The organism is Streptomyces sp. WAC05292, from assembly GCF_003949955.1.
Classification (GTDB): domain Bacteria; phylum Actinomycetota; class Actinomycetes; order Streptomycetales; family Streptomycetaceae; genus Streptomyces; species Streptomyces globosus.
On sequence record NZ_RPSE01000281.1, the window covers coordinates 1 to 8,446 of the forward strand.

General features: G+C 75.6%; 10 protein-coding genes. 6 read left to right on the forward strand and 4 right to left on the reverse strand.

Features of this window, described 5'->3' with window-relative positions:
• Window positions 1-20: 20 nt before the first annotated feature.
• Window positions 21-575, forward strand: a complete 555-nt coding sequence (locus tag EF903_RS23790) for an EF-hand domain-containing protein (RefSeq protein ID WP_125546365.1) — start codon at window positions 21-23, stop codon at window positions 573-575.
• A 15-nt stretch (window positions 576-590) separates the two neighbouring features.
• Here EF903_RS23790 and EF903_RS23795 read toward each other — a convergent pair whose 3' ends face one another.
• Window positions 591-1,421: a class I SAM-dependent methyltransferase gene (locus EF903_RS23795; RefSeq protein ID WP_125546367.1), complete on the reverse strand. Its 831-nt coding sequence runs from the start codon at window positions 1,419-1,421 to the stop codon at window positions 591-593.
• A 94-nt stretch (window positions 1,422-1,515) separates the two neighbouring features.
• Complete coding sequence (locus tag EF903_RS23800) at window positions 1,516-2,475, reverse strand: STM4015 family protein (RefSeq protein ID WP_125546369.1); 960 nt, start codon at window positions 2,473-2,475, stop codon at window positions 1,516-1,518.
• Between the two features lie 150 nt (window positions 2,476-2,625).
• On the opposite strand from EF903_RS23800, the gene EF903_RS23805 reads away from it, so the two are divergent.
• The 3 genes from EF903_RS23805 (at window position 2,626) to EF903_RS23815 (ending at window position 5,060) form a co-directional block, all read left to right on the forward strand.
• Entirely contained in the window at window positions 2,626-3,645 is a 1,020-nt protein-coding gene (locus EF903_RS23805; RefSeq protein ID WP_125546383.1) for an ATP-binding cassette domain-containing protein, read from the forward strand.
• Window positions 3,642-4,457: an ABC transporter permease gene (locus EF903_RS23810; protein WP_125546371.1), complete on the forward strand. Its 816-nt coding sequence runs from the start codon at window positions 3,642-3,644 to the stop codon at window positions 4,455-4,457. Before EF903_RS23805 ends, EF903_RS23810 begins: the two co-directional genes overlap by 4 nt.
• A gap of 231 nt (window positions 4,458-4,688) precedes the next feature.
• Window positions 4,689-5,060 carry a hypothetical protein gene (locus EF903_RS23815; protein ID WP_125546373.1) on the forward strand — a complete coding sequence of 124 codons (372 nt, stop codon included), beginning with the start codon at window positions 4,689-4,691 and terminating at the stop codon, window positions 5,058-5,060.
• A 20-nt stretch (window positions 5,061-5,080) separates the two neighbouring features.
• On the opposite strand, the gene EF903_RS23820 is transcribed toward EF903_RS23815, so the two are convergent.
• Window positions 5,081-5,704: a histidine phosphatase family protein gene (locus tag EF903_RS23820; protein ID WP_125546375.1), complete on the reverse strand. Its 624-nt coding sequence runs from the start codon at window positions 5,702-5,704 to the stop codon at window positions 5,081-5,083.
• 116 nt (window positions 5,705-5,820) lie between these two features.
• Window positions 5,821-6,018 carry a hypothetical protein gene (locus tag EF903_RS23825; protein ID WP_125546377.1) on the reverse strand — a complete coding sequence of 66 codons (198 nt, stop codon included), beginning with the start codon at window positions 6,016-6,018 and terminating at the stop codon, window positions 5,821-5,823.
• Between the two features lie 189 nt (window positions 6,019-6,207).
• Here EF903_RS23825 and EF903_RS23830 point away from each other — a divergent pair, with 189 nt between their 5' ends.
• Complete coding sequence (locus EF903_RS23830; RefSeq protein WP_125546379.1) at window positions 6,208-7,860, forward strand: phospholipase D-like domain-containing protein; 1,653 nt, start codon at window positions 6,208-6,210, stop codon at window positions 7,858-7,860.
• A 121-nt stretch (window positions 7,861-7,981) separates the two neighbouring features.
• Window positions 7,982-8,179 carry a CsbD family protein gene (locus EF903_RS23835; protein WP_125546381.1) on the forward strand — a complete coding sequence of 66 codons (198 nt, stop codon included), beginning with the start codon at window positions 7,982-7,984 and terminating at the stop codon, window positions 8,177-8,179.
• Window positions 8,180-8,446: the final 267 nt, after the last annotated feature.

Consider the following 8,446-nt stretch of genomic DNA (forward strand, 5'->3'; position numbering starts at 1 on the left):
GCCCACCGAGGAGGACCCCCGTGACCCCCACCGCGACCCCGGTGCTGACGCACAAGCTGCGGCACATGTTCTCCCTGCTGGACGCGGACCGGGACGGCTACCTCACCGCGGCCGACCTGCCCGCCGCCGCGGACCGCATGGCCGCCGCCCTGCCCGCCGGCCAGGAGAAGGCGGAACGGCTGCGCGCCGCCCTGGCCCGGATCTGGGAGGCGCACCTGCGCCACATGGACGGCGGCGGCACGGGCCGGCTCGGCCTCGCCGCGTACGAGCGCGGCGTCCGCGCCGCCGTCGCCACCGCCCCCGCCGCCTTCCTCACCGCGGTCCACGAGGCGGCGGCCGCCTGGCTCGCCCTCTGCGACGCCGACGGCGACGGCAGGATCGTCCTCGACGAGTACCTCCGCATGGGCGAGGCCCTCGGAGGGATCGCCCGCGAGGACATGGAGGACGCCTTCGGGCGGCTCGACCGCAGCGGGGACGGCGGCCTGGACCCCGTCGACGTCCACGCCGCCGTCATCGAGTTCTTCACCAGCGACGACGCCGAGGCCGCCGGGAACTGGCTGTACGGCCCCCTGTGAGGGCCGGCGCCGAAGTCAGGCCGTCCGGTGCGCCGTGAGCAGCAGGAACTCCCACTCCATCGCACCGTCGCGGGTGTGCTCCTCGGCGAGCGCGTCCAGTTCGCGGTCCAGGGCCGCCGCACGGTCGGAGTCCTCGCCCAGCGACCGGTAGACGGCGATGGTCGGGCCGTAGCAGGACTTGAAGAAGGTGCGGAACGAGCCCGGCTCGGGGAAGGCGTCGACGCGGACCGTGCGGCGCCGGGCCTCCACGTCCGTGACGCGGTCCCCGAGCAGCTCGTACACGTGCTCCTCGTCGCCCCACAGCGGAGGCGGCGACGCCCCGGGCGGCGGGGGCGGCGCGTACGGCTTCATCGCCGCGAACATGCGGCCGATGAAGCCCTGCGGCGTCCAGTTGGACATGCCGATCGTGCCTCCGGGGCGGCACACCCGGACCATCTCGTCGGCGGCCGCCTGGTGGTGCGGCGCGAACATGATGCCGAAGCAGGACATCACGACGTCGAACTCGCCGTCGGCGAAGGGCAGGTGCTCGGCGTCCGCCTCCCGCCAGTCCAGGCGCACCCCGCGCACGGCGGCCACCTGCCTGCCCGTCTCCAGCAGTTCGGGCGTCAGGTCGCAGGCCACCACGTCCGCCCCGGCCAGCGCGGCCGGGATCGCCGCGTTGCCGGCGCCCGCCGCGATGTCCAGGACGCTGTCCCCGCGCTGTACGCCGCACTCCTCGACGAGCTGGGCACCGGCCTCCGGGATGACGTGCGAGGCGACGGAAGGGTAGTCGCCCATGGCCCACATGGCCCGGTGGCGGGCCTTCAGCGCGCGATCGGCCGCGACCGCGTCGGTCGCCTCGGACATAAGACCGCCTCCAGGGCTCGGGACGACCCCCCTCCCGAGCATAGGCGGCCCCGCTGCCGGCCGCCGTCCGAGCCGGACCGCCGCCGGCCGTCCCCTATTCGCCGACGGCGACGTACCGGGTCACCTCGCCGTCGCACTCGGTCGTGCCGGCGTGACCGGGGTCCGCGTCCAGGGCCGTTCCGGCGCCCTCGAAGACCTCCCGCAGGCGCCGCCGCAGCGGCTCGCCGATGTAGTTGTGGTGCAGGTCGAGGCTCTTGAGGCGGGTGAGCGACCGGCCGGCCAGCAGGGCGCGCGCCCCCTCGTCGGTGAGGATGCCCAGGGACAGGTCGAGGTGTTCCAGCCGCCCGACCATCGGTGCGGACGCCGCAGCGGCGGCGATCTCGTCCTGGATGTCGCTGTTGCGCAGCCCCAGTCGGCGCAGACGCGGCAGCAGCGACCCCTCGAAGAGGGGCGCCAGGTCCCCGATCTCGCAGTCCCCGCCGAACCAGTGCGTCCCGAGCCACAGCTCCAGGTGCTCCAGGGCGGGCAGGTCGCTGCCGGCGACGCCGCGTACGGCCGCCGCGGGCATCCCGCCCGACTGGACGACCAGGGACCGCAGCCGGCGGTGCGCGAGCGCCCGGAACTCCAGCCCGCTGCCGCCCCTCACACCGAGCTCCTCCAGCTCCGGCAGCCCCTCCAGGAGCAGGCCGACGTCGCCCTGGTGGATGGCGGAGATCTCCAGCTCCCGGTTGTCCATGTCGCCGAGGAACACCGCCCGCAGGGCCGGGAACTGCTCGCGGGCCTCCCATATCGCCGCGTTGACCTCGTCCGGGCCCACCTCGACCGTGTGCCGCACGCAGCCGACGACGAGCGACCGCACCCGGGTCGTGTCCACGGCGGCCCGGAACCGGGCGAACACGTCCGGCCAGGTCTCCCTCACCTCCCAGGTGTCGGCCGAGACCCGCCACGCCACGGCGTCCGGCTCGGGCAGCGCGGCCGCGCCCCCGCCCCGGCCGCCCGGGAAGTCGTGCACCGGAAGCCCGTACCACTCCGTCAGACGTCCCGGATATCCCATGGTCCCTCTCCCGCCCTCTGCTCCGTGCGCCCCGTCGGTTCCGCGGCGGAGCAGTTGTAGCAGGCGGCACCGACAGCCGCCGGACGGCCGGTGTCAGTGGCGTGCGTCACAGTGGAGGGGATGCCCATCCCGCTGGAAGAGGTGGACCCCATGCGGTACGCGATCCAGGCCGAGGGCCTGGCCAAACGGTTCAAGGAGACCCGCGCGCTCGACGGGGTCGACCTGGCGGTGCCCGCGGGCACCGTCCTGGGGCTGCTCGGGCCCAACGGGGCCGGCAAGACGACCGCGGTGCGGATCTTCGCCACCCTGCTGCGCCCGGACGCCGGCCGGGCCGAGGTCGGCGGGTACGACGTGGTGCGGCGGGCGGGCCGGGTCCGCTCGCTGATCGGCCTGACCGGGCAGTACGCCGCCGTCGACGAGAACATGACCGGCACCGAGAACCTGGTGATGATCGGCCGGCTGCTCGGCCTGCCGCGCCGCTCCGCGCGCACCCGCGCGGCCGAGCTGCTGGAGGACTTCCGCCTCTCCGACGCGGCCGGGCGGGCCGTGAAGACGTACTCGGGCGGCATGCGCCGCCGCCTGGACCTCGCGGCCAGTCTCGTCGGCCGGCCGCGGATCCTCTTCCTCGACGAGCCGACCACCGGGCTCGACCCGCACAGCCGCGGCGAGGTCTGGGACATGGTCCGCGGACTCGTGGCCGACGGCATGACCGTCCTGCTGACCACGCAGTACCTCGACGAGGCCGACCGGCTCGCCGACAGCATCGTCGTCGTCGACAAGGGCAAGGTCATCGCAGACGGCACCCCCGACCAGTTGAAGTCCCAGGTCGGCGGCCAGGTGCTGCACCTGCGCCCGCTCCGCCCCGACGACCTCGCGCCGGCGTGTGCGCTGGTCGCGGAGGAGGCCGGACCGCAGACCACCATCGAGGAGGGGGCCGTCACGGCACCCGTCGGGGACCCGGCCCTGATGCCGCGCGTCGTGCGCCGCCTCGACCAGGCCGGCGTGGCCGTCGCGGAGCTCACCCTGCGCCGCTCCTCCCTCGACGAGGTGTTCCTGGCCCTCACCGGCCACCGCGCCCGGCCGGAGGCCCCGCCGGCCGGCGCCGAGGACAACGGCCGCGGCCACGACCACGACCACGACGACTACGCGCCCGCAGGGAGCCCGTCATGACCAGCACCACCGTCACCGACGCCCTCGGCCCCTCCGGCACCCGGGCGCGGCCGTTCGCCGCCCTCCAGCAGACCGCCACGATGGCGTGGCGCAGCCTCGTCTCCGTCAAGCACAACCCGCTCGAACTGGTCGACTACAGCATCACGCCGATCATGTTCGTGTTCCTGTTCACCTACGTCTTCGGCGGGCAGATGGCGGGCTCCCCGCAGGAGTACCTCCAGTACGCCCTCGCCGGGATCATCGTCCAGAACACGCTCTTCATGAGCATGTACACCGCCATGTCGCTGAACACCGACCTGACCAAGGGCGTCTTCGACCGGCTCCGCAGCCTGCCCATCGCCCGCTCCGCCCCGCTGTTCGGGCGCATAGCCGCCGACCTCGCCAAGCAGCTGTGGGCGATGCTCCTGATGATCGGCCTGGGCACCCTGCTCGGCTTCCGGCTGACCGGCGGCCTCGGCGGCTTCCTCGCCGCGACCGTGCTGCTCCTCCTCTTCGCGGCGGCGGTGTCCTGGACGGCGGTCCTGATCGGGATGCTCGCCGGTGACGCCGAGAAGGTGCAGGTGTACGCCTTCACCTTCATCTTCCCGATCACCTTCACGAGCAGCGCGTTCGCCCGCGTCGACACCATGCCGGGCTGGCTCCAGGCCTGGGTGAACGTCAACCCGGTCACCCACCTCTCGGACGCCTTCCGCGGCCTCCTGCTCGGCACCCCGGCCGGCGGTCCCGTCCTGTGGTCCCTGGCCTGGGCCGCGGCCATCACCGCCGTGTTCATGCCGCTGGCCATGCGCGTGTACGGATCCCACAGCCGCTGACCCGGCCCCCCGGCATACTGGCCCAGGCGGCCCGACCGCTCGCTGCGGATCGCCTCCACCGTCCTGGCCCGCCCCGACCTCCCCGGCCGCGTCGCGGCCGGCTTCCAGGTCCGCGCCGGACGCGCACTCGCCCGCCTCGGCCGCGGCCCGCAGGCCAGGCGGTCCCTGCGCACCGCGTCCGAACTGCTCGCCGACCCGCCCGGCCCCCGCGACCCCGCATGGGCCTGGTGGATGGACCGCCGCGAACTCGACGGCCACCACGGCCTGGCCGAAGCCGCCCTGGGCCGCCCGGACCGCGCAGCCGAACTGCTCCACCGCGCCGTGCACGACGCCGGCGGCGGCCCCGCCTACCGGGTCCTCTTCGCCGCCGAACCCGCCCGGGTCCTCGCCCAGGCGGCCGACTGGCGCGAGGCCTCCCACGCCCTGGCCGCGCTTTCGGGCACGGTGGCGACCACCGGCTCCGTACGGGCGCTGCGCGCCATGGCCCGGGCGGCACGCATCGTGGAGCGGAGCCCATCGGCCCCCCGCCGCCACCGCGACACGGCCCGCGACCTCACGGCCCTCCTCCACGCCACCCGCACCGCGCCCGACCCCGCGGGCTGACGGCCGGCCCGACCGGGACCTCAGACGTGCAGCTCCGGCGGGAAACCGGTCCAGCGTAGCTCGGCCGGGAGATGGCCCGCGTCGTTGAACAGCACCAGCGCGGCAGGCCGACCGGGCACGTAGCGGATGACGGTCAGCGCCGCATGGGCGTGGTCGATGCCGATCCAGCGCCACTCCGGCGCGTCAAGGGCGGCCCGAACGAGCCAGCCGACGAGGAAGTTGTGGGTGACGACGAGTTCGTGCCGCGGCTCCTCGCCCGCGACCGGGCCGGTGAACTCCGCGAGCGCTGCCGCCGCCAGGCCGGGGCCCCGCCTGCGTTCCTCGGCCGGAATCCGGTCGGGGAAGCCCAGCACGGCGTCGGCCGCCTCCGCGGGCAGCTCCTCCCGCGCCGGAACGTGGGGCACGTAGTCGCCGGCCGCGGAGGAGAGCCGCAGCGGGACGCCGTCGAGCCGGTCGCCGACCAGTCGCGCGGTCTGCGCGGCACGGGGCAGCGGCCCGTGGTGAATCGCCGTCAGCGGAACACCCCGCAGCCGCTCCCCGAGCAGGACGGCCTGGCGGCGGCCCACCTCCGTGAGCCCGCTCCCGTCCTCCGCGGCCTCGGCGTGCCGGGTGAGGTACAGGAAGCGGGGGGCCGTGTGGGGTATGGCGTCTCCGAGGAAGCCGATCTTGTGGGCTTCCGCGGGGACGCCGCCCGGCGGCAGGCCGGTTCCGGCGGGCCGTGCGGGCGGCGGGCCGACCGGCGGGGGCGGGCGCGGGTGCGTCAGCGGTCGTCGGGGCGGTTCGGCGCGTCGTGCTCCTCTTCCTGGGCCGCTTCGCCCGGGCGGCGGCCGAGCTCCTCCGGGGTCTTGCCCGCCGCCCGGCCCGGAGCCGGGCGCGAGCGGTCCTGGCCCTTACGCGCGCGCTCCTGCTCCTCGCCCCCGCTGTCGGACCCGCGGCGCGTGTCCTTCGTTCCGTCCATGGCGACGGCTCCCGTCTCTCGTGCCCTGCCGTGCCGGCGCATGGCGGGCGTGCGCCCACCCTCACACGGCCGGTGCCCACCGGCATCTTTTCGATCACCGACGGTGACCGGCACCGCCCCGCTCCACAGCCCCGGGTGTGCGACCCGGCCCTCCGGGTAGGGGCGGGCGGCGGGAAGGAGACGCATGCCATGGCCCCTGCCGACCCGAGTACCTGGCTTCTGACCGCCGCCGAGCGCGGCAATCCGGACACCCGCCTCGACCGGCGCCACCCGGGCGGCGTTGCCTGGTCACGGGGGAACGAGGCGCGGCCGGTCGTCCACGGAGCCGCCTACTTCGCGGAGCTGCTGGAGCGGATCGGCGCCATGCGCGCCGGGGACCTGCTGCTGTTCACCGACTGGCGCGGCGATCCGGACGAACGGCTCGCCCCCCACCGCACGCCCGACGGCCGCACCCGCGACGGTGAGCGCGCCGGAAGCGAGATCGGCGCCGTCCTGTGCCGGGCCGCCGAACGCGGCGTCGTCGTCAAGGGCCTGGTGTGGCGCTCGCACCTGGACCGCTTCCAGTTCAGCGAGACGGAGAACCGCCACCTCGGCGAGGAGATCGAGGCAGCCGGCGGCGAATGCCTCCTGGACATGCGGGTCCGGCCGGGCGGCTCGCACCACCAGAAGCTCCTCGTGCTCCGCCACCCCGGCCGCCCCTGGCTCGACATCGCGTACGCCGGCGGCATCGACCTCTGCCGCAGCCGCAACGACGACGCCGCCCACGGCGGCGACCCCCAGGCCCTCCGCATGGCCGACGCCTACGGGGCGAACCCCCCCTGGCACGACGTCCAGCTCGCCCTGCGCGGGCCGGTCGTCGGCGACCTGGAGACCGTCTTCCGCGAGCGCTGGGAGGACCCGGCACCCCTGAGCCGCAGCCCCCTCACCCGCCTGCGGGCGCGCGCGCACCGCGAGGACACCCACGCCGACGGCCTGCCGCCGCAGCCCCCCGACCCCGAACCGTGCGGCTCCCACACCGTGCAGGTGCTGCGCACCTACCCCAACCGGCTGTTCGGCGGATACGCCTTCGCCCGCGACGGCGAGCGCAGCATCGCCCGCGGCTACCTCAAAGCGGTCCGGCGGGCCCGCGCCCTGATCTACCTGGAGGACCAGTACCTGTGGTCGCCGCGGGTCGTCGACTGCTTCGCGCAGGCCCTGCGGGCCCACCCCGGGCTTCGGCTGGCGGCCGTCATCCCCGCCCTCCCGGAACAGGACGGCCGGCTGACCCTGCCGATGAACCTCATCGGCCGCATCACCGCCCTGAACGGGCTGCGCCGGGCCGGCGGCGACCGCGTCGCGGTGTACGCGCTGGAGAACCACGCCGGCACCCCCGTCTACGTCCACGCCAAGGTCTGCGTCATCGACGACGTGTGGGCGTCCATCGGCTCCGACAACATCAACCTCCGCTCCTGGACGCACGATTCGGAACTCAGCTGCGCCGTCCTGGACGAGACCGCCGACGGCCGCCCGCCCGCCGATCCGGGCGCCCTCGGCGACGGCGCCCGTTCCTTCGCCCGCCGGCTGCGCCTGGAACTCTCCCGCGAGCACCTCGACCTCGACCCCGCCGACGACGGCGCCCTCTGCGACCCGGTGGCCGCCTTCGACGCGTTCGCGGCCGCGGCCGCGGCCCTCGACGCCTGGCACGACGGCGGCTGCCGCGGCCCGCGCCCGCCGGGGCGGCTCCGCCGGTACGTGCCGCCCGAGCTGTCGACGCCCGCCCGGATCCTGGCGACCCCCGCCCATCACCTGCTCGTCGACCCGGACGGCCGCCCCTTCCGGCTGCGCCGCCGCAACGCGTTCTGACCGGCCCCGTCTGCCCGCCCGCCGCCCGCCGGGCCGCCACGCACGCCGTTCTCGCCGCGCAGGACCGCGGTGCTTCGCCTAGGTTGATGGCCGGGGGAGTTCCCGACCCAAGGAGTTCGCTATGGCTGACAAGGGCAAGATGGAGCAGGCCAAGGGCAAGGCGAAGGAAGCCGTCGGAAAGATCGCCGGCAACAAGCGCATGCAGGCCGAAGGCAAGATGGACCAGGTCCGGGGCGAGGCCAAGGAGGCCCGCGCCGATCTCGACGATCGCGCCCGCGAAGCGGGGGAGCAGATGCGCGGCAAGCACAGGAAGAAGTAGCCGCCGCCCGACGCGCGGCCGCCCGCCCGCAGCGGTCCCGGTGCCCGACACCGGCCCGCGGCGCGGCGGGCCCCGCGCGTTCCCGACCACCGGCGGCAGCCAGCGGGCCCGATGCCGGCCCGATGCCGGCCTGATCCGGCTGCCCGCGGCAGCCGACGCGGCCCGCCCTCCCGCCGGCAGCGGCCCCCCTGGCCGCCGCCGGGGGGCGCCGACCCGCGGGGCCCCCCGCGCCGCGGGCCGGCGCCGGGCCCCCGGTCCGCCCCGCGC